1 pseudogene is annotated in these 528 nt (G+C 55.7%); it reads left to right on the top strand.

Features of this window, described 5'->3' with window-relative positions:
* Nucleotides 1–28: 28 nt before the first annotated feature.
* Nucleotides 29–528: pseudogene (locus tag AC23N5_RS31440) on the top strand (hypothetical protein); the annotation flags it as partial.

Here is a 528-nt window from a genome sequence, read left to right as displayed (position 1 = left end):
ATTTTTCAACCCATTTACCAAGTAAGTTATGAAACAAACTCTTCAACTTTTTTTATTGATGTTGTGCGGGGTGCTTTGCCTGCGCAGCCAAGCCCAAACCTGCTCAGGCGAAGTGCTGAATATTTCTGCGCCTGACCCTAGTACGAGTGGTACGAAACAATCGTGGCAAGTGCCAGCGGGGGGCATTTATAAGGTAAGAATCACGGCCCGGGGAGCGGCTGGGGGAAGTAAGCTCTTGTCCTTGGCCAAAGATGCAGGTAAAGGTGCGTCGATGAGTGGTGATTTTTTTGTGGCCTCGGGCCAAGTTCTTGAGGCCATTGCAGGGGCACGCGGCCAATCAGCCAATCAGGCTGGCGGAGGTGGTGGTGGCTCGGGCGTACAAATCCAATCGTCGGGTTTGGTGTTGGTGCTGGCAGGTGGTGGCGGCGGTGCAGGTGCTGATTTTAGCAGTGGTGATGGCGGAGGTGCGCCCATTACCAACTCAGGTACCAACGGCGGCAGTGCCAGCAACGGCGGTGGTGGCGGTGG

The sequence above is a fragment of the Runella sp. R5_40 genome (assembly GCF_057652295.1).
This window is presented reverse-complemented; position numbering and strand designations above follow the sequence as displayed.